Raw genomic sequence first — 17,098 nt, forward strand, 5'->3', positions numbered from 1 at the left:
ACGCGATCCGTTACTGGGGACGAACGTACCGTCCCGCACCGACAATCCGCCCGGCCGGGTGTCAGGCGGCGTCCAGCCGGGCGCGCAGCTCCGGTGCGAGCACCAGGTCGGCCGCGGGCAGGAGTTCGTCGAGCTGGGCGACGCTGCTGACCCCGAGCACCGGCAGGACGGGCACGTCACCGCCCAGCAGCCAGGCCGGCACGACCTGGTGGGGGGTGGCCCCGGTCTCCCGAGCCACCTCCCGCAGGACGCGCAGCCGGCGCCGCGTTCCCTCGTGCCGGTACTGCTCGGGCAGTTCCTTGTCGTCCCGGGTGCAGGCGCCGTGGACGAGCGTGGAGTACGCCGTCACGTCGAGGTCGGCCGCCCCGCCCGCGTAGGCGAGGAGTCCGGCGTCGGCGTGCCGCTGCACGCCGAAGCGCGCGCCCGGCCGCGGCCGCAGGTAGGTGTGCCGCTGCTGCACCACCCGGTAGCCGGGCAGCCCGCGTCCGGCGGCGATCCGGCGGGCCTCGGCGATGCGGCGGTGGCGTGGTTGCTGACGCCGAGCGCGCCGGCCGAACCGTCGGCGACGAGGCCGGCGAAGGCCTCGACGGTCTCCTCCAGCGGCACCCGCGGGTCGTCGACGTGGGCGTAGTGGACGTCCACGCGGTCGGTGCCGAGCCGGCGCAGGCTGTCCCGCAGGCCCGCGCGGACGACGTGCCCGGCCAGACCCTCGGCGCTGCCGAGTTCGCCGTCGTCGCCGCTCCACCGCGTGCCGCGCGCGGGGTCGGGCCGGGCGCCGACCTTGGTGGCGAGCACGACCCGGTCCCTCGCCCGGCGGCTGCGCAGCCAGCGGCCGAGCAGCAGTTCGCTCTCGTCGCCGGTGGCGCCGTCCACCCAGCAGGCGTAGTTGTTCGCGGTGTCGACGAAGGTGCCGCCGGCCTCCGTGAAGCGGTCGAGGATCGCGAAGGAGGTCTCCTCGTCGACCGTGGTGCCGAAGGGCAGGGCGCCCAGGCACAGGGTGCTGACCTTCGGTCCGGCGCCGCCGGCCAGTGTGCGGTACCGCATGGTGCGCACTCCTCGGATGCGGGAAGTCCCTGGTGCCGGCCGCCTTCTCGGCGGCCGGCCCCAGGGACTGTGCACGTTGGAGTGAGGACGAGCGCAAGCCTCAGGCGCCGACGCTCGCGTTGAGGAAGATGCCGCCGTCCACGACCAGCGTCTGGCCGGTGATCCAGGCCGCCGCGTCCGAGAGCAGGAAGGCGGCGGCGCCGCCGATGTCCTCGGGCACGCCGAGCCGCCCCAGCGGGTACGCGGACGCGGCCTGCTCCTCCCGGCCCTCGTACAGGGCCGAGGCGAACCTGGTCTTGACCACGGCCGGGGCGATGGCGTTGGCGCGGACGCCGGGCGCCATCTCGGAGGCGAGCTGCAGCGTGAGGTTGACCATGGCGGCCTTGCTCATGCCGTACGCGCCGATGAACGGGGAGGCGCTGATGCCCGCCACGGAGGCGATGTTGACGATCGCGCCGCCGTTCTCCTTCATCCACGCCCGGTAGGTCTGCTGGGCGAAGCCGAGCGCGGAGATGACGTTGGTCTCGAAGACCTTGCGGGCGACACCGAGGTCGAGTTCGGCGAGGGGGCCGAAGACCGGGTTGGTGCCGGCGTTGTTGGCGAGGTAGTCGACGCGGCCGAAGGCCTCCATCGTGCGCTCGACGACCTCGGCCTGGTGCGCCTCGTCGTGGGCCTTGCCGGCCACGCCGAGGGCCCGGTCGGCGCCGAGCCGTTCGACGGCCTCCTTCAGCGCCTCCTCGTTGCGGCCGGTGATGACGACGCGGTCGCCGCGGGCGACCAGGGCCTCGGCGATGCCGTAGCCGATGCCGCGGCTGGCGCCGGTGACGATCGCGACGCGGCCGTCTTCGGGCTGGGTGCTCATGATGCGGGTCTCCTGTCGCGGGTCAGTCGAGCGGGCCGCCGGCCACGTACAGCACCTGGCCGGAGACAAAGCCCGCGGCGTCGCCGGTGAAGAAGGCGATGGCGTTGGCGACGTCGTCCGGGTTGCCGACGCGCTGCACCGGGATCTGGGTGGCGGCCGCGGCCTGGAACTCCTCGAAGCCCATGCCGATGCGGGCGGCGGTGGCGGCGGTCATGTCGGTGGCGATGAAGCCGGGGGCGACGGCGTTGGCGGTGACGCCGAACTTGCCGAGCTCGTGCGCGAGGGTCTTGGTGAAGCCCTGCAGGCCGGCCTTGGCGGCGGAGTAGTTGGCCTGGCCGCGGTTGCCGAGGGCGGAGGACGAGGACAGGTTGACCACGCGGCCGAACTTCGCGTCCACCATGTGCTTCTGGACGGCGCGGGTCATCAGGAAGGCGCCGCGCAGGTGCACGTTCATGACCGTGTCCCAGTCAGCCGCGCTCATCTTGAACAGCAGGTTGTCGCGGAGCACGCCCGCGTTGTTGACGAGGATCGTCGGCGCCCCGAGCTCCTCGGCGACGCGTGCGACCGCGGCCGCGACCTGCTCCTCGTCGGAGACGTCGGCGCCGACGGCGACGGCCCGGCCGCCCGCCTTGGTGATCTGCTCGACGGTGTCCTTGCACGCGGTCTCGTCGAGGTCCAGCACGGCCACGGCGCGGCCCTCGGCGGCCAGGCGCACTGCGGTGGCGGCGCCGATGCCGCGCGCCGCCCCCGTCACGATCGCTACGCGCTGCTCGGTGGTCGACATCTGCTCTCCTCAGCCCTGTGGGGAGCGGTCGCGCAGGTGAGCGACCGCTTAGTACGTCCCGTAGCCGAAACCGTAGGAGTGCAGTGACCCTGTGTCAACGCCCACCGCGCCGATGTGGCTCAGCGCACCAGAAGATCCAGCAGACGGTCCACCTCGGCCTCGGGGTCCTCCGTCAGCCCGGTGTGGATCGGGCCCGGCTGCACGATGGTGCTGCGCGGCGCCGTCAGCCACCGGAAGCGCCGCCCGGGATCGTCCTCCGCCGCCTGCCCGGCCCGCGCACCGCCCGCGCAGATCCCCTCGTACCCGCGCAGCGCGGCCCGTACGCCGGCGACGTCAACCTCCGGGTCGAGGCAGCGCAGCCGGGTCTCGTCCAAGTGGACCCGGGCCCCCACGAAGGACTTGGCGCGGCAGTACACGAGCACGCCCGCGTTGATCAGCTCACCGCGCTCGATCCGGGGCATCACACGCACCAGCGCGTACTCGAACACATCGCGCCCGCTCGCCGTGCTCACTTGGCGGCCTTCCCCTCGACCCAGGTGCGCAGCCACTCCGGCGGCGCCTGCTTCTCCTGCTGCTTCGGGGCCAGGACGATCCGCTCCCCCACGGTGCCGGCACGCGCCAGCAGCACCCGCTCGTACGCGCGCCGCACCTCGTCGGGGTCCGCGAAACCGGGCTCGTCCACCAGCCACTCGTCGGGGACCTGCGCGGTCACCTCGCGCAGCAGCGCCTCGTCCACCCGCGGGGCGAGGTCGCGGGCGGCGGCCTCGACGTCCGGCGCGAAGCGGGCGAGGGCGTGGTCCGCGGCGTCGTACGGCTTGTCGGCGGCCTGGTCGGCGCCCTTCCAGTTGTGGTGGAAGATCAGCGAAGCGCCGTGGTCGATCAGCCAGAGGTCCTGGTGCCAGACCAGCATGTTGGGGTTGCGCCACGAACGGTCGACGTTGCCGACGAGCGCGTCGAACCACACGATCCGCCCCGCCTCGCCGGACTCCACCTCGAAGACCAGCGGGTCGAAGCCGAGCGCGCCGGGCAGGAAGTCCATGCCGAGGTTGAGGCCGCCGCTGGCCTTCAACAGGTCCTGGATCTCCTGGTCCGGCTCACCGAGCCCGATCACCGGGTCGAACTGGAACCGCACCAGCACCGGCACCCGCAACCCCAGCCGCCGGGCCAGCTCCCCCGCGACCACCTCCGCCACCAGCGCCTTGCGGCCCTGTGCGGCACCCACGAACTTCACCACGTACGTCCCCAGGTCGTCGGCCTCGACGACACCGGGCACCGATCCGCCCTCACGCAACGGCGTGACATAGCGGATCCCGGTCACTTCCTCCATGGACGCATCCTAATGATCGGTGTCCCACGGCCATGCCACGCCGTCGCCTCCCGCCGGGAACGTGCCGACACGCCTCCGTCGACTGGAGGGTCGTCGAGGCGCCGCCTCCGTCAGCTCCGGAATCATCGGGATCCGATCGCCGATGCCGGCGACGTTCCTCTTGAGGCTCCGAGAGGTGACCGAGCCCCGGCCGTATCCGCGGGCCGGGGCTCCTCTTACGTCTGCGACGCGCTACTCCGACGCGGGCTCGCGCTCGTAGCGGACGTCGCGCTGGTGATCCCAGCGGTACGACCACTTCATCTCGCTCGTGACGCCCTTGACGCTTCCCTCCGGCAGTTGCTCCATGGCGGCCGCCACGGCTGCCTTCGCGGCGGCCTCGTACGCCGCCCGGACCCTCGGTGCTCCAACCGTCGACCCTGCGGTCTGGAGATCGAAGTCCAGTGTGATCGTCATGTGCTTGGGTACGGGCTCCTCGGCCATACGCCCCCCTAGGGTGATCGGCGGAGCCGCCAGTATCGGCCTCACTCCCGGCACACCGCCATCGTTCGGACGAAAACCCTCACGTAGGTGCTTCCAAGGATCTGTGGGCAACCTCGGCCAAAAATACCGGCCGGCCATCGTGCCGCACGCACCGCTCGCCCCGGCTCTCGGCGCTGCGCGCCGCCGCTGGCCGCGCCGGGTGATTTTCCGGGGGATGGTTGAACGGCTCACCCATCTCGTCCGTACGACTGGGCAGGGCGTGACCCACGCTCCCGGGCGCCTGTACGGCGGTCCGGAACGGACAAGGCAACAGGATGTGTGACGCATGGCCGAGACGACTGGCATCGCAGGAGCTCCGACCCGCCGCGCCGTGGTCGCGGGAGTGGGCGCGGCAGGGCTCGCGGCCGCGCTGGCCGCCTGCGGCGACTCCAACGACTCCGCGGGCGCCTACAGCCCGGCCGCGCCGCCGCAGGACGGCGGCGACCAGGGCACCGGGGGGTCGGCCCCGGCCGGCGGCGGGGCCGAGGCGGCGCTGGCCAAGACCTCGGAGATCCCGGTGGGCGGCGGCAAGATCTTCGCGGACAAGAAGGTCGTCGTCTGCCAGCCCGAGGCGGGCTCCTTCAAGGCCTTCTCCGCGATCTGCACCCACCAGGGCTGCGCCGTCAACGAGATCGCGGGCGGCACGATCAACTGCCCCTGCCACGGCAGCAAGTTCAGCATCAAGGACGGCAGCGTGGCCAACGGCCCGGCGACCCAGCCGCTGGCGGCGGCGAACATCAAGGTGGAGGGGGACTCAGTGGCCCTGGCCTGAGTCCGGACCCGGCCCGGACCGTTCCCAGCTGCCGATGACCTCGTCGGCGGTGGTGACCGTGGCGACGAGCGCGAGGGTGTGCCGCAACATGTCGGCGGTGTACGACTGCGGCACCCCCGCGATGGCGTCGCCGGGCACGACCGCCTCGTAGCCGAGGTTGACCGCGTCGAAGACGGCGTTGGGAACGGCCACGTTGGCCGACACCCCGGTGACGACGACCGTGCGCACGCCGAGGTTGCGCAGCACGGCGTCGAGGCCGGTGCCGGCGACCGGCGACAGCCCGTGCAGCCGTCGCACGACGAGGTCGCCGGCACCGACCGGTATCTCCTCGGCGAGCTCGACGGCCGGCGTGCCGGCGACCTGGAGGACGGGCAGCCGCTCGGCGGCGCGGAAGATCCGCGCGTTGCGGCTGGACCCGCGGCCGTCGGCGCGGCGTTCGGCGACCGCGTGCACCACGGTGGCGCCCGCCGCGTGGGCCGCGGCGACCAGCCGTGCGGTGGCGTCGAGCGCCCCGCCGTCGCGCACGGCGGCCGCGAGTTCCGGGAGCGCGCCGCCCGGGCCGACCACCCCGCGCTGGCACTCCACGGTGAGCACGGCGGTGGACCGCGGGGTCAGGAGCGCGTCGAGCCTCCGCTGCCGGTCGCCGTCCGCCATGCTTGCCCCCTCGCGCGCGGGTGCCCTACCGTCGTCCCGGGTGACCGTATCTGACGGAACGTCAGACTGGGAAGTGGGGGCGCGCATGACCGTCGCACAACGCCGCGGACGCCGGATCATGATGACCCCGGAGGAGGTCGACGCCTTCCTCGGCGAGCAGCGCACCTGCCGTGTCGCCACCGTCTCGCCCGACGGCCGCCCGCACGTGGGCGCGTTGTGGTTCGTCTGGGACGGGACGTCCCTGTGGCTGTACTCCATCGTCCGCAGCCGCCGCTGGGCCGACCTCCGGCGTGACCCGCGCGTCGCGGTCGTCGTCGACGACGGCACGGAGTACGGCGAACTGCGCGGCGTCGAGCTCTCCGGCACCGTCGAGTTCGTGGGCGAGGCGCCCCGCACCGGCGACCCCCACCCCGCGCTGGAGGTGCCCGAGCGGCTGTTCGCCGCCAAGAACTTCGGCCTGGAGTCCATGCCCCACGACGGCCGCCACGCCTGGCTCCGCCTGACCCCGGACTCCGTCGTCTCCTGGGACTTCCGCAAGATGCCGGGCCCCGGCTAGGGCACGCGCACGACCGCGTCCCCGAGGGCGGAACGCCGTCCTCGTGCGGCGTCGCGAAGTTCGGCGAGTGCCTGTTCACGGCCGACGACCGGGGTCGTGAAACGGCCGCCGGAGGCACGGACGTGCTCCTCCCAGCCGTCCGCCCAGAACTCGACCGTCCACCCCCGCCACCGCGAGGCCATCCGCGGCGCCCCGGCCTGGGCACCGAGCAGCCACCAGCCCACCCGCCGACGCTCCGGATCGAGGTGGATGCCCGAGTCCGCAGCGAGGACGCAGCGTCCGTGGTCGGGTGCCCGCACGAGCCGGTCGAGCAGCGCCGGGCCCTCTGCCACCGGGTGGTGGTTGGCGGAGGACAGCAGATGGCAGCGGTCGACGCCGACCGTGACGACCCGGATCATGGGATCGCGCTCGGCCAGTTCCCCGTCACCGGTCGCGAGGGCGTCGTCCGGGTACGTCGAGCCGCCGGCCTCCCGTACCGCCCCGGGATCCAGGCCGAGGTGGGTGCGCAGCGCGACGGGGCCGTCGTAGGTCCAGCGCAGCGCCCATCCCGGCCAGGCGCGCCGCAGCGCCTCCCACAGGACGGCCCGGTGCCGCAGTTCGGTGACGGGCCCCTCCCAGGCGAAGAACAGCAGCGTCCTGCGCCGCAGGTCGATCAGCGCCGCCGCCTGGCACCAGACCTCGTCGTGCCAGCCTTCGGCCTGGGGGCGGGCCCGCAGGACCCGCACCAGGACGTCGGGGCCGGCGAGCAGGTCGAGGTCGAGGCCGATCGCGCCGAAGCGCGCCTCGTACAGCTCGTGCCCGCCGTCCTCGCGCACGATGACGTACGTCGCCCAGTCAGCCATGCGGGGATGGTCTCAGACGTCTGCGGCCGCCACGTCCTCCCCCGCGCGGCGGAGGGCCTCGACGGCGGCGCGGATGGCGGGGCGGCGGTCGGCGTCGGAGCGCCAGACGGCGTAGATGTGGCGCTTCATGGTGTGGCGCACCGGGATGGCGCGGACGCCGGCCGGCAGGGGGCCGCGGCCCAGGCGCGGGACGACGGCGACGCCCAGGCCGGCGGCGACGAGGGCGAGGACCGTGGGGTGTTCCTCGGCGTGGTGGGCGATGCGGGGTTCCACGCCCTTGCCGCGCAGCGTGAACAGCAGCCACTCGTGGCAGAAGCCGCCGTCGGGCCAGGCGATCCAGTCGTCGTCGGCGAGTTCGCCGAGGTCGGCCTCGGCACGGCCGGCCAGGGGGTGGCCCTCGGGGACGACCACGTCGGCGATGTCGTCGAGCAGCGGCTCCTTGGCCAGACCGCCGGGCAGCGAGAGCGGCTTGTTGTACCAGTCGAGGACGACCGCCATGTCGATGTCGCCGCGGACGAGCCGGGCCAGCGCGTCCTGGGGCTCCATCTCGTGGACCATCGCGCGCAGCTTGGGGTGCTCGCGCCGCGTCGCGGCGAGCGCCTGCGGGAAGAGTCCGCGCACCGCGGTGGGGAAGGCCCCCATGCGCAGTTCGCCGACCGCGGCGCCGCGGTGGGCCTCCAGGTCGGAGTGGGCGAGCTCGACGAGGGAGAGGATGCGGCCCGCGTGCCCGGACAGCAGCCGGCCCGCGTCGGTGAGCCGGACCCCGCGGCCGTTCTTGGCGAGCAGGGTCTGCCCGGTCTCGCGTTCGAGCTTGCCCATCTGCTGGGAGACGGCCGAGGTCGTCACGTGCAGGACGTCCGCCGCGGCACTCACCGAGCCGTAGGTGGAGATCGCGTGCAGGACGCGCAGGCGCTCGAGGTTCAACATGTAAGCAACACTACGTGATCGCCGGGAGGTTTTCTCGCTTGTCCTAAGAGGTTCAATCCGTCATCGTGATGGCCATGAGCGCACCCAGCACCCGCCGCCCGGCCGCCGAGGCCGCCCCCTCCTCCGCCGACGCCCCACCCGCTCCCGCCGTCGTCGGCGCCGCCGCCCCGGCCACCGCCGGGCGCCGCCGTCGCGTCGTGGACTGGCGGGTCAGCTGGGCCGTGCTCGCGCTCATCTGGGGCTTCAGCTTCCTGTTCATCAAGGTGGGCACCGAGGCCTACGCCCCGCTGCAGGTCGCGCTCGGCCGCATGGCGTTCGGCACCGCGGTGCTGGCGGCGGCCTTCGCCGTGAAGCGGGAACGGCTGCCGCGCGGCGCTCGCGCCTGGGGGCACATGGCCGTGGCCGCGCTGCTGCTGAACACCCTGCCGTTCACGCTCTTCGCGTACGCGGAGCTGACCATCCCGTCGACGCTCGCGGGCATCTGCAACGCCACGACCCCGCTGTGGAGCATGGTGCTGTCGGTGGTGGCGCTCTCGGACGACAAGCCGACCCGGCAGCGGGTCGCGGGCGTGGGCATCGGCTTCGTCGGCGTGCTGACCGTGCTGGGCGCCTGGCAGGGCTTCTCCGGGACGGACCCCGCGGGCACCGCGATGGCGCTGGGCGCCTCGGCGAGCTACGCGGTGGGCTGGATATACGTGCGCCGCACGCTGAGCGGCAGCGGCAACTCGGCCCTGTCGATGTCCTCCGCGCAGCTCTTCCTCGGCACCGTCCAACTGGCCGTGCTGACCCCGCTGTTCACCTCGGCGCCCGGCTCGTTCCCGCTCTGGCCGACGCTGTCGGTGGTCGCGCTGGGCGCGCTGGGCACCGGGATCGCCTTCCTCCTCCAGTACGGGATCGTCGCGGAGAAGGGACCGACCATCGCCACGATGGTCACCTACCTGATCCCGGTCATCGCGACCGCGGCCGGTGTCGCGCTGCTGGACGAGCACCTGACGTGGAACGAGCCGGTCGGCGCCCTCGTGGTGCTCGCCGGCGCGGCGCTGACCCAGCGCCGCCCGGCGGGCTGAACCACCTTCGCCGTCAGCCGAAGCGCCCCGCGCGGTGCGGGCGGACCGCGGCGGCGACGGCGTCGGCCAGGGCCGGGACCTCGTCCGCGGTGACCGGCGAGATCGTGATGCGGATGCCCGGCGGTGACTGCAGCCGGAAGCGCGCGCCGGGCGCCACGGCCCAGCCCGCCTGCAGGAGCCGGGCCACCGCCCCGGTCTCGTCCGGCACCGGGACCCACACGTTCATGCCGCTGCGGCCGTGCGCCGCGACGCCGAGGCCGTCCAGCGCCCGCACCAGCGCGTCACGGCGCACGGCGTACGCGGCGGAGACGGCGGGGACGTCGACCGCGCCGGTGCGCCACAGGTGCGCGACGGTGCGCTGCAGGAGGTGGCTGACCCAGCCGGGCCCGAGCCGGTAGCGCCCGCGGACCCGGTCGACGGTGACCGGGTCGCCGGTGAGCACGGCCAGCCGCAGGTCGGGACCGTAGGCCTTCGCGGTGGAGCGGACCAGCATCCAGTGCGCGGTGCTGCCCGCGAGTGGGTGCAGCGGCAGTTCGGTCAGGCCGTTGACGTGGTCGTCGTCGATGACCAGCACCTGCGGGTGGCCGCCCAGGACGGCGCGCAGCGCGCCGGCGCGTGCCGCGGAGAGCGTGGCGCCGGTCGGGTTCTGGCCGCGGTCGGTGACGATCAGCGCCCGGGCGCCCTGCCGGAGGGCCGCGTCCACGTCCTGCGGCAGCGGGCCCTCGTCGTCCACGCCGACCGGGACGGCGCGCAGGCCCAGGGCCGGGACGAGGTCGAAGACGCTGCCCCAGCCGGGGTCCTCCACCGCCACGGCGTCCCCGGGCCGCAGGTGGGCGGTGAGCGCGCGCTCCATCGCGTCCAGCGAGCCGGAGGTGAGGCCGACCGGGCCGGCCGGCACGCCGTCGGCGTCGAAGGCGGCCCGCGCCAGGGCCGCGAGTTCCTCGTCGACCGGGGCGTGCCCGTACAGCATGGGCCGTTGCGCGTTCCGCGCGGCCGCCTCGGCCAGCGCCTCCCCGAGCGGGGGCAGCAGCGCGGTGTCCGGGTTGCCGGTGGACAGGTCCCGGACCCCCGGCGGCACTTCCAGGCGGAGCTCGTCCCGCGCGGTGGTCGCCGGACGCCGCCGCACCCGGCTGCCGCGCCGGCCCGCGGTCTCGATGACGCCGCGGTCGCGCAGCAGACGGTAGGCGGCGGCGACGGTGTTGGGGTTGACGCCGAGTCCGGCGGCGAGCTCCCGCAACGGCGGCAGCGCGGCACCGGGCGCGAGCGCGCCCTCCCCGATGGCCCGTTCGACGCTCGCCGCGATGTCCGCTGCGCCCCGGCCGGTGAACGTGTACTCTCCTAGCACAAAAAGCATTATGCACTAGTGCAAAGGATCGCGCCATGTCCGCCACGCCCTCCGCTGCCGATGCGTACGCTCCCACCGACCGCACCGTCCCCACCCGCAGCCGCGAGCGGGCCTCGTACGACCGCGACCTGGTGCACGCGATCCTCGACGCGGACTACCTCTGCCACCTCGGCTTCGTCCGCGACGGCGCGCCGGTCGTGCTGCCCACCCTCTACGCGCGCGTCGGCGAGCGGCTCTACGTGCACGGTTCCACCGGCTCCCGTCCGCTCCGCGGCGCCGGCGAGGACACCGGGCTCCCGGTCTGCCTGACCGTGACGCACCTGGACGGTCTCGTGCTGGCCCGGTCCGCCTTCCACCACTCGATCAACTACCGCTCGGTGGTGGTGCACGGCGTGGCCCGCCAGGTCACCGACCCCGCCGAGCGCTCCGCCGCCCTGGACGCCCTGGTCGACCACATCGTGCCCGGCCGCGCCGCCGACTCCCGCCCCGCCAACGCGAGGGAACTGGCCGCCACCGCCGTCATCGCCCTGGACCTGGACGAGGTCTCCGCCAAGGTGCGCACCGGCGGCCCCGGCGACGACCCCGAGGACCTGGCACTCCCCCACTGGACGGGCGTGCTCCCCGTCACCCGCGCCTACGGGACGCCCGAACCCGCCGACGACCTCGACCCGTCCATCGCCGTCCCCGGCTACCTCACCGCGCGCTGAAAGGAGCCCCGCACATGCTCGTCCACCCTTGGGACGCCGCCGTCGACGAGGCCGAGTGGCAGGACTGGCTCGCCGCACACGACTTCGGCCAGCTCGCCGTCAACGGCCTGGACGGCGAGCCGCCGTTCGTCCAGCCGCTGCACTTCGCCTACGACGCGGGACGGGGCGAGGCGGTCACCCACCTCGCCCGCCCCAACCCGCTGTGGCCCGCGCTGGAGGCGCACCCCCGGGTGACGCTCGGCGTCGTCGACGACTACACCTTCATCCCCGGCCCCTGGCACGCCCCGGAGGGCACCCCGCCCGAGCACGGGACGCCCACCAGCTACTACGCCGCCGTGCAACTGCGGTGCGTGGCCCACCTCGTGGACGACCCCCAGGAGAAGGCGGACCTGCTGCACCGGCAGCTCGCCCACTTCCAGCCGCGCGGCGACCACGCCCCCGTCGTCCCCGGCGAGGCGCCGTTCGGCCGGATGCTGCCCGGCATCCGCGGGATCCGGCTCGAGGTCACCGACGTCCGCGCCAAGTTCAAGTTCGGCGGGAACCGGCCGCGCGAGACGCAGTGGCGGGTCAACCGGCTGCTGGCCGAGCGGGGTGGTCCGGGCGACGAGGCCGCCCGGACCCGGCAGTCGCACCGCCTCGGGCAGCCCGGTCAGTCGTCGATCGCCGCGCCGAACCGGGCGTTCTGAGACGGCGCGCCGAGCGAACCCCCGCCGTACGTCCAGCTCCCCGGCAGCTTGAGGCCGCCGGCACCGGCCGAGAACACCCACACCACACCGTCGTCGGTGTTCTCGCCGGGGGCCGCGACGAGCAGACCGAAGTAGCCGTCGCGGTTGGGGTCGGTGAAGGAGACCTGGGCGCCGAACTTGTCCGCCTTCTCCGCGCCGCCCGGGACGCCCGTGGTGTTCTGGTTGACGTCCAGGACACCGGCGGTGGTCAGGCCCCGCGCCGAACCGCGCAGCACCCAGACGGCGCCGGCGTCGGCGACGCTGCCGATGTCCTCGCCGGAGGCGCCGATCGCGACGTCCGCGTAGCCGTCGCGGTTGACGTCGCCGACGGAGAGGTCGGAGCCGAAGCCGTCACCACGCTCGGAGACGCCCGGCACGCCGGGGTTGTCCTGGGTCCACCAGACGGGCGGGCTCCCGGGGCCCTCCTGCCCGGCCGGCCCGTCCGGGCTGCCGTAGTAGACGCCGACCATGCCGCCGGTCATCGACGCGCCGCCGTCGTCGGGGCTGTGCGGTTCGCCGGTGACCAGGTCGTCGAACCCGTCGCCGTTGACGTCGCCGGAGGCGACGACGGGGCCGCCGCGCAGGGCGGTGACGGGCAGCGGGTCGATGTCGTCGCTGAGGATGACGTACGACCAGCCGTGGCCCGGCTCGGCGCCCACGCTGCGGCCGGAGACCACGATGTCGGCCAGGCCGTTGTCGTCGTAGTCGCCGGTCGTCAGGGAGGTGGGCGCGATGCCGGGCCCTTCCGCCTGCCGGGCGAGCGGCGTGCGCCGCCGGTCCTTGAAGGGCGTGAAGGTCCCCGCGTCCCCGCCCTTGCGGGCGGCGGCCTGCGGCACGGACTCGTACTGGAAGATCGACAGCCCCACCTTGTCGATCACGGCGAGCAGGTCACCCGGGACGTAGGTGGTGAAGTGCCCGGCGGCCAGGGCGCTGCCGAACCGGTCGCCCTTCATAGCGCTGACGGACTGCAGCCAGTCGCTCGCGGCGCCGGACAGCCCCTTCGCCGACCCCCACAGGACCACGATGCCGCCCGCGTCGGCGCCGACGCCGTCCAGGTCCTCGCCGGGGATGCCGACGACGGCGTCGTCGTAACCGTCCCCGTCGAGGTCTCCGCTGGCCACGGCCTGGCCGAAGGCGTCCCCGGTCTCGGCGGCGCCGGGCACGCCGGAGGTGTTCTGGCTGAAGACCTTGGCGCTGGTGGTGACCCCCTTGGGGCCGCCGTACTGCACGGTGACGACACCGGCGCCGGAACGGCCGCCCACGGTGGCACCGGGCGCGCCGGTCAGCACGTCCTCGTACCCGTCGCCGTTGAAGTCCCGGTTGCGATCGCTCGCGTGGGTGCCGCCGGGGGTCCCGGCGAACGAGGCGGGCGCGGTGGCGACGGCCGCGCCCGTGATGAGGAGAAATGACGCCGCGGTGACCGCAGCCGAGCGGTTCTTGCGCATGAGCGGCTCCTTCGCTCAAGAACGACCGGGCGGTGCGGGGGTGTCCCGGAAAGAGCCCGTTTCCTTCTCCGGCATCGTCTTTGACACACCGTGGGAAGAAAGGGTTGTAGGGGAACGCGGGACAGGCGTCGGTCGGGTGGCGTGGTGACGGGGTGGAGGTGGGGGTGGGTGGGTGGGTGGGTGCGGGTTCGTCTCGCGCCCTGCGGGCGCACAGCGCTGGCTGCGGATGGGAGGGTGGCGGTCCGGCCTTGTTGGCAGTGCGCGGGTCGTAGGCGGCTGGGGTTCAGGCGCCGGAGCGGGTTGCCTCTCCGCTGTGTCGGTCTCGTTGCCGTCCGCGGGTATAGATGGCCGGTTGCCACGCCGACTGCCGACGGTGGGCGCGCCCGCCGTGACCCGCGACTGCGGGTGCTGCGAGGTGCTGCCGAGGAGCCGCGAGCGAGATCGGGGAAGCACCCGCAGACGCCGGTTACGGCGGGCGCGCCACCCACGAACAGTGGGCGTGGTCACCGGCCATCTGCACCCGCGGACGGCAACGAGACCCGAGCCAAAGGAACAACCCACCCCGCTCCGGCGCCTGAACCCCAGCCGCGCACCCACCCGCACACTGCGAACAAGGCGGCCCCCCACCCTCCCCTCCGCAGCCGGCGCAGTGCGCCCGAAGGGCGCGAGACGGCGCGACAGCCAAACCATCGCCCCCCGCCCCACCGGCGCAGCGCTACACCGGTTGCGTGCGGGGGTTCGTGGTGTCCGCGTCGGACGGGGTCCCGGAGGCGATGACCGTGGTCGTCCCCCGCTTCTTGGCGGTCTGGGCGACGAAGGCGCCCGCCAGCACGAGCGTGCCGCCGATGATCTGTGGGACGCCGAGGTGTTCGCCGAGCAGCACCCACGCGAACACGGTGCCGACCACCGCCTCCAGGCAGGCCACGACGCCGGCCACCTGCGGCGACAGCCGTCGCACGGCGACCACACCGGTCAGATAGGCGAGCACGGTGGCCACCAGCACGACCCAGCCCACAAGCAGGATCGCGGGCACGTCCGTCTCCCCGAGGGCCGCCTGCCGGGTGAGCACGGACCAGTCCATCGACCAGGGACGGGACACGGCGGTCAGCACGACGGCACCGATGGTCAGGCCGTACGCGATGACGGCGACCGGGTCCGGGGCGTCGTCGCCGTCGCTGCCGTGGTCGGCCAGCACGAAGTAGCTGACCTGGCAGCAGGCGGCGCCGAAGGCGAGCGCCAGGCCCAGCGGGTCGAAGGCGAGCCCGGACCACACCTCGACCACCGCCGCCATGCCCCCGACGGCCAGCACGACACCGATCGCGGCGGCCTTGCTGACGGCCTTGCGCTGGACGAAGCGCACCCAGCCGAGCAGCAGCGCCGGGCCGAGGAACTCCACGAGGATCGCGACGCCGACCGGGATCCGCGATATCGCCGCGAAGTAGAGGGTCTGGACTCCGGCGACGCCCAGCAGGCCGAAGCCGAGCAGCAGGCCGGGGCGGCGCAGCAGGAGCGCCCGGTGCCGCAGCACCACGGGGAGCATGATGAGCGTGGCGCCGGTCACCCGGAGCCACACGACGTGCAGCGGGTCGAGGCCCGCCTCGATCAGCGGCTTCGCCGCCACCCCCGAACCGCCGAACGCGAACGCGGAAACCAGCGCGAGCCAGAGCCCGGCGTTCCTCCCCTGAGAGACATGCATCGGGCCATGATGTCAGCTCGCGACAGGACCGTCATCCCGGTAGCGGCTGTCCTCCTCGCCGCTCGGCGACGGCGGGCGGACGGCCAGGACCCGCGGTTCGACCCCCGCCGACCTCAGCACCTGCGCGGCCCGGCTCCCCGCGTCGGCGACGAGCGCGGCGAGCAGGTCGGTGCCCTCCGCCCGTGACGCGCCCCGCTCCCCGGCCTGGACGGCGGCCGCGCGCAGCGCCGCGGCCGCGGCCGGGCTCCAGCCGGGCGCGGCCACGGCGGCCAGCACGGTCCCGGAGCCGGCGTCCTCCACCGTCTCCCGCCAGGCGATGCCGTAGCCGATGGTGCGTTGCGCGAGGTAGCCGAGGACGCGTGCCACCCGCCCGCCGCCGGCCGCTCCCGCCGCCCCGTCGACGGCGTCGCGCGTCCGCGGGTCGGCCTCGAGGAGGGAGTGCAGGAGGTGCGCGGTGTCGACCTGGCGGTCCCCGTCCCTCGTGGCGCGCCGCCGGGCCGCGGCGGTCACCGTGCGCAGCTCGGCCCCGAGCCGCGAGTCGTTCCAGTGCACGCCCTCCACCCCATCAGCCCGCACCGCCCCGCAGCATCGCCGCGCGGTACCGTTCCGGCGTCCTGCGCGGGTCGGGTGCGCCCGTACGCGGTGTCCTCCTCAGGGATGACGGCGGCCCCGGAACGGGTCCGGGTCCGGGCGCCGCACAAACGCTCAGTAGCGGACGTCGCTCTGCAGCAGCGGCGGGTACACCGCGGACGTCTCGCCGTCGACCGTGGTGCCCGCGAACTGCAGCATCGCCCGCATCGCCCCGTGCAGGGGCGCCGGGTAGCCCAGGACCGGGGCGGACACCTCGTCCAGGCGCCGCAGGTGCTCCGGCGCGAGGACGGTGTCGAGGCCGGCGAGGTTGTCCTCGAGGTGTTGCAGGCGCCGGGCGCCGACGATCGGCACGACGGTGCCCTCGCGGGCCCGCAGCCACGCCAGGGACACCGCGGCCGAGGTGGTACCGAGTTCGTCGGCGACGGCGGCGACCTCCTCGATGACGAGGTACTCGTCCTCCCCTGGGCCGCCCACGAACGCCGTGCGCGCGGAGTCGGCGACCGTGCCGCCGCGCCGGTACTTGCCCGACAGGAAGCCGTTCTTCAGCGGGCTCCACGGCACGAGCGCCATCCCCTGGTCGAGGGCGAGCGGGGCGAGTTCGCCCTCCACGGTGCGGGCGAGCAGCGAGTACTCGACCTGCAGCGCGATCAGCGGGGTCCAGCCCTTGAGCAGCGCGGTGGTCTGGGCCTGCGCGGTCAGCCAGGCGGGGGTGTTGGAGAAGCCGACGTAACGGATCCTGCCCGCGCGCACCAGGTCGTCGAGGGTGCGCATCGTCTCCTCGATCGGCGTGTGCCGGTCCCAGTTGTGCAGCCAGTACAGGTCCAGGTAGTCGGTCCGCAGCCGGCGCAGGGTCTCGTCGAGCTGGGCGACGATCGAACCGCGGCCCGCGCCGCCGCCGTTGGGGTCTCCGGGGAAGAGGTTGGTGAAGAACTTCGAGGCGAGCACGACGTGCTCGCGGCGTCCGGGGTGCGCGGCGAACCAGTCGCCGAGGATCCGCTCGGAGTGGCCGTTGGTGTAGAAGTTCGCGGTGTCCACGAAGTTGCCGCCGTGGTCCAGGTAGGTGGCCAGGATCTTCTCGGACTCCTCGACGCCGCACCCGGCGCCGCCGGGGTCCTCGCCGAAGGTCATCGCGCCGAGGGCGAAGGGGCTGACCCGCAGCCCGGACCGGCCGAGGGTGACGTAGTGGTCGAGCGGCATGTTCGTGCTCCCTTGTGCGTCGGATTCGGTGCTCTCCA

18 protein-coding genes and 1 pseudogene are annotated in these 17,098 nt (G+C 74.0%); 5 read left to right on the top strand and 14 right to left on the bottom strand.

The window, feature by feature from the left end:
• Positions 1-61: 61 nt before the first annotated feature.
• From ACZ7MY_RS10220 to ACZ7MY_RS10245, 6 genes and pseudogenes are all read right to left on the bottom strand, one after another.
• Positions 62-1,044 (bottom strand): annotated as a pseudogene (locus tag ACZ7MY_RS10220) (aldo/keto reductase).
• Between the two features lie 100 nt (positions 1,045-1,144).
• The gene (locus ACZ7MY_RS10225; protein ID WP_499600865.1) at positions 1,145-1,906 is read right to left on the bottom strand and encodes an SDR family oxidoreductase; all 762 of its coding nucleotides are present in this window, start codon (positions 1,904-1,906) and stop codon (positions 1,145-1,147) included.
• 22 nt (positions 1,907-1,928) lie between these two features.
• A complete protein-coding gene (gene fabG / locus ACZ7MY_RS10230) occupies positions 1,929-2,690 on the bottom strand; it encodes a 3-oxoacyl-ACP reductase FabG (RefSeq protein WP_018558636.1) in 762 nt (253 codons plus the stop codon).
• 119 nt (positions 2,691-2,809) lie between these two features.
• Positions 2,810-3,202 (bottom strand): DUF3037 domain-containing protein, encoded by a 393-nt coding sequence (locus ACZ7MY_RS10235; protein ID WP_499600866.1) that lies wholly within the window; start codon positions 3,200-3,202, stop codon positions 2,810-2,812.
• Positions 3,199-4,017: a HipA family kinase gene (locus tag ACZ7MY_RS10240; protein WP_499600867.1), complete on the bottom strand. Its 819-nt coding sequence runs from the start codon at positions 4,015-4,017 to the stop codon at positions 3,199-3,201. Before ACZ7MY_RS10240 ends, ACZ7MY_RS10235 begins: the two co-directional genes overlap by 4 nt.
• 231 nt (positions 4,018-4,248) lie before the next feature.
• Entirely contained in the window at positions 4,249-4,470 is a 222-nt protein-coding gene (locus ACZ7MY_RS10245; protein WP_499600868.1) for a hypothetical protein, read from the bottom strand.
• Positions 4,471-4,822: 352 nt separating this feature from the next.
• Between ACZ7MY_RS10245 and ACZ7MY_RS10250 the strand changes: the two genes are divergently transcribed.
• Entirely contained in the window at positions 4,823-5,308 is a 486-nt protein-coding gene (locus ACZ7MY_RS10250) for a Rieske (2Fe-2S) protein (RefSeq protein ID WP_499600869.1), read from the top strand.
• Here the strand turns inward: ACZ7MY_RS10250 and ACZ7MY_RS10255 are convergent.
• Positions 5,291-5,962, bottom strand: a complete 672-nt coding sequence (locus ACZ7MY_RS10255) for an isochorismatase family protein (RefSeq protein ID WP_499600870.1) — start codon at positions 5,960-5,962, stop codon at positions 5,291-5,293. The genes ACZ7MY_RS10250 and ACZ7MY_RS10255 overlap by 18 nt on opposite strands.
• 85 nt (positions 5,963-6,047) lie before the next feature.
• Between ACZ7MY_RS10255 and ACZ7MY_RS10260 the strand changes: the two genes are divergently transcribed.
• Positions 6,048-6,518: a pyridoxamine 5'-phosphate oxidase family protein gene (locus ACZ7MY_RS10260; protein ID WP_499600871.1), complete on the top strand. Its 471-nt coding sequence runs from the start codon at positions 6,048-6,050 to the stop codon at positions 6,516-6,518.
• On the opposite strand, the gene ACZ7MY_RS10265 is transcribed toward ACZ7MY_RS10260, so the two are convergent.
• Together ACZ7MY_RS10265 and ACZ7MY_RS10270 are read right to left on the bottom strand one after the other, a co-directional pair.
• Positions 6,515-7,360 (bottom strand): hypothetical protein, encoded by an 846-nt coding sequence (locus ACZ7MY_RS10265; protein ID WP_499600872.1) that lies wholly within the window; start codon positions 7,358-7,360, stop codon positions 6,515-6,517. The two genes, ACZ7MY_RS10260 and ACZ7MY_RS10265, sit on opposite strands and share 4 nt — an antisense overlap.
• A gap of 12 nt (positions 7,361-7,372) precedes the next feature.
• Positions 7,373-8,287 (bottom strand): LysR family transcriptional regulator, encoded by a 915-nt coding sequence (locus ACZ7MY_RS10270; protein WP_499600873.1) that lies wholly within the window; start codon positions 8,285-8,287, stop codon positions 7,373-7,375.
• A gap of 74 nt (positions 8,288-8,361) precedes the next feature.
• Between ACZ7MY_RS10270 and ACZ7MY_RS10275 the strand changes: the two genes are divergently transcribed.
• Positions 8,362-9,354 (top strand): DMT family transporter, encoded by a 993-nt coding sequence (locus ACZ7MY_RS10275; protein WP_499600874.1) that lies wholly within the window; start codon positions 8,362-8,364, stop codon positions 9,352-9,354.
• A 13-nt stretch (positions 9,355-9,367) separates the two neighbouring features.
• Here ACZ7MY_RS10275 and ACZ7MY_RS10280 read toward each other — a convergent pair whose 3' ends face one another.
• Positions 9,368-10,699, bottom strand: a complete 1,332-nt coding sequence (locus tag ACZ7MY_RS10280) for an aminotransferase class I/II-fold pyridoxal phosphate-dependent enzyme (RefSeq protein WP_499600875.1) — start codon at positions 10,697-10,699, stop codon at positions 9,368-9,370.
• Between the two features lie 35 nt (positions 10,700-10,734).
• Between ACZ7MY_RS10280 and ACZ7MY_RS10285 the strand changes: the two genes are divergently transcribed.
• Both ACZ7MY_RS10285 and ACZ7MY_RS10290 read left to right on the top strand, forming a co-directional pair.
• Positions 10,735-11,406 carry a pyridoxamine 5'-phosphate oxidase family protein gene (locus ACZ7MY_RS10285; protein WP_499600876.1) on the top strand — a complete coding sequence of 224 codons (672 nt, stop codon included), beginning with the start codon at positions 10,735-10,737 and terminating at the stop codon, positions 11,404-11,406.
• Positions 11,407-11,420: 14 nt separating this feature from the next.
• On the top strand, positions 11,421-12,092 hold the full coding sequence (locus ACZ7MY_RS10290; RefSeq protein ID WP_499600877.1) for an FMN-binding negative transcriptional regulator: 672 nt from the start codon (positions 11,421-11,423) through the stop codon (positions 12,090-12,092).
• On the opposite strand, the gene ACZ7MY_RS10295 is transcribed toward ACZ7MY_RS10290, so the two are convergent.
• The 4 genes from ACZ7MY_RS10295 to ACZ7MY_RS10310 form a co-directional block, all read right to left on the bottom strand.
• On the bottom strand, positions 12,056-13,576 hold the full coding sequence (locus ACZ7MY_RS10295) for an FG-GAP repeat protein (RefSeq protein ID WP_499600878.1): 1,521 nt from the start codon (positions 13,574-13,576) through the stop codon (positions 12,056-12,058). The genes ACZ7MY_RS10290 and ACZ7MY_RS10295 overlap by 37 nt on opposite strands.
• 715 nt (positions 13,577-14,291) lie before the next feature.
• Positions 14,292-15,272, bottom strand: a complete 981-nt coding sequence (locus tag ACZ7MY_RS10300; RefSeq protein ID WP_499600879.1) for an EamA family transporter — start codon at positions 15,270-15,272, stop codon at positions 14,292-14,294.
• A 12-nt stretch (positions 15,273-15,284) separates the two neighbouring features.
• Entirely contained in the window at positions 15,285-15,824 is a 540-nt protein-coding gene (locus ACZ7MY_RS10305) for a peptidase (protein ID WP_499600880.1), read from the bottom strand.
• Positions 15,825-15,977: 153 nt separating this feature from the next.
• Positions 15,978-17,060, bottom strand: coding sequence for an aldo/keto reductase (locus tag ACZ7MY_RS10310; RefSeq protein ID WP_499600882.1), 1,083 nt, complete (start codon positions 17,058-17,060; stop codon positions 15,978-15,980).
• Between the last annotated feature and the right edge of the window lie 38 nt (positions 17,061-17,098).

This window comes from Streptomyces sp. NPDC111520, assembly GCF_055635295.1.

What these genes read in the sequence shown, in the direction of transcription:
- ACZ7MY_RS10225 (WP_499600865.1), bottom strand. Translation starts at nt 1,906, where the DNA reads ATGAGCACCCAGCCCGAAGACGGCCGCGTCGCGATCGTCACCGGCGCC.
- fabG (WP_018558636.1), bottom strand. Translation starts at nt 2,690, where the DNA reads ATGTCGACCACCGAGCAGCGCGTAGCGATCGTGACGGGGGCGGCGCGC.
- ACZ7MY_RS10240 (WP_499600867.1), bottom strand. Translation starts at nt 4,017, where the DNA reads ATGGAGGAAGTGACCGGGATCCGCTATGTCACGCCGTTGCGTGAGGGC.
- ACZ7MY_RS10245 (WP_499600868.1), bottom strand. Translation starts at nt 4,470, where the DNA reads ATGACGATCACACTGGACTTCGATCTCCAGACCGCAGGGTCGACGGTT.
- ACZ7MY_RS10250 (WP_499600869.1), top strand. Translation starts at nt 4,823, where the DNA reads ATGGCCGAGACGACTGGCATCGCAGGAGCTCCGACCCGCCGCGCCGTG.
- ACZ7MY_RS10255 (WP_499600870.1), bottom strand. Translation starts at nt 5,962, where the DNA reads ATGGCGGACGGCGACCGGCAGCGGAGGCTCGACGCGCTCCTGACCCCG.
- ACZ7MY_RS10260 (WP_499600871.1), top strand. Translation starts at nt 6,048, where the DNA reads ATGACCGTCGCACAACGCCGCGGACGCCGGATCATGATGACCCCGGAG.
- ACZ7MY_RS10265 (WP_499600872.1), bottom strand. Translation starts at nt 7,360, where the DNA reads ATGGCTGACTGGGCGACGTACGTCATCGTGCGCGAGGACGGCGGGCAC.
- ACZ7MY_RS10270 (WP_499600873.1), bottom strand. Translation starts at nt 8,287, where the DNA reads ATGTTGAACCTCGAGCGCCTGCGCGTCCTGCACGCGATCTCCACCTAC.
- ACZ7MY_RS10275 (WP_499600874.1), top strand. Translation starts at nt 8,362, where the DNA reads ATGAGCGCACCCAGCACCCGCCGCCCGGCCGCCGAGGCCGCCCCCTCC.
- ACZ7MY_RS10285 (WP_499600876.1), top strand. Translation starts at nt 10,735, where the DNA reads ATGTCCGCCACGCCCTCCGCTGCCGATGCGTACGCTCCCACCGACCGC.
- ACZ7MY_RS10290 (WP_499600877.1), top strand. Translation starts at nt 11,421, where the DNA reads ATGCTCGTCCACCCTTGGGACGCCGCCGTCGACGAGGCCGAGTGGCAG.
- ACZ7MY_RS10295 (WP_499600878.1), bottom strand. Translation starts at nt 13,576, where the DNA reads ATGCGCAAGAACCGCTCGGCTGCGGTCACCGCGGCGTCATTTCTCCTC.
- ACZ7MY_RS10300 (WP_499600879.1), bottom strand. Translation starts at nt 15,272, where the DNA reads ATGCATGTCTCTCAGGGGAGGAACGCCGGGCTCTGGCTCGCGCTGGTT.
- ACZ7MY_RS10310 (WP_499600882.1), bottom strand. Translation starts at nt 17,060, where the DNA reads ATGCCGCTCGACCACTACGTCACCCTCGGCCGGTCCGGGCTGCGGGTC.